Annotated in this window: 1 protein-coding gene; it reads left to right on the plus strand. The window is 64.3% G+C overall.

Translation table 11 applies throughout. From position 1 onward, the window contains the following. On the plus strand, positions 1 to 414 hold a 414-nt coding region (locus AC0IYH_RS29530; protein WP_471837608.1), incomplete at both ends, for a TonB-dependent receptor domain-containing protein.

Raw genomic sequence — 414 nt, forward strand, 5'->3', positions numbered from 1 at the left:
TGCCAAGGGCTTCTCGGCACCGCGTACCGACAACCTCTATCGTGCGCCGTTCATCGGCGTGGCGCCGGAGACGACCGACTCCTTCGACCTCGGCGTGCGCTACAACAACCGCACGGTGCAGTCGCAGCTGACCGGCTGGTATATCCGCTACAAGAACCGGATCGTGACCTCGTTCGATCAGGAACAGGGCATTTCCTTCGATCGCAACATCGGCGCGGTCGAAAGCTACGGCTTCGACGCCACGGCGACGGTGCGTGCCACCAACTGGTTCGCGGTGACCGGCATTGCGTCCTACACGCACACCGAAATTCTCTCGAACGTGCCGCTGACCTCGACGACGTTCGCGCCGACCGCGGGCAAGGCCGTGCCGGAAACGCCGGAATGGCAGTTCGGCGGCCGCGCGCAGTTCAGCTA

This window comes from Pseudomonas sp. AC463, assembly GCF_979253585.1.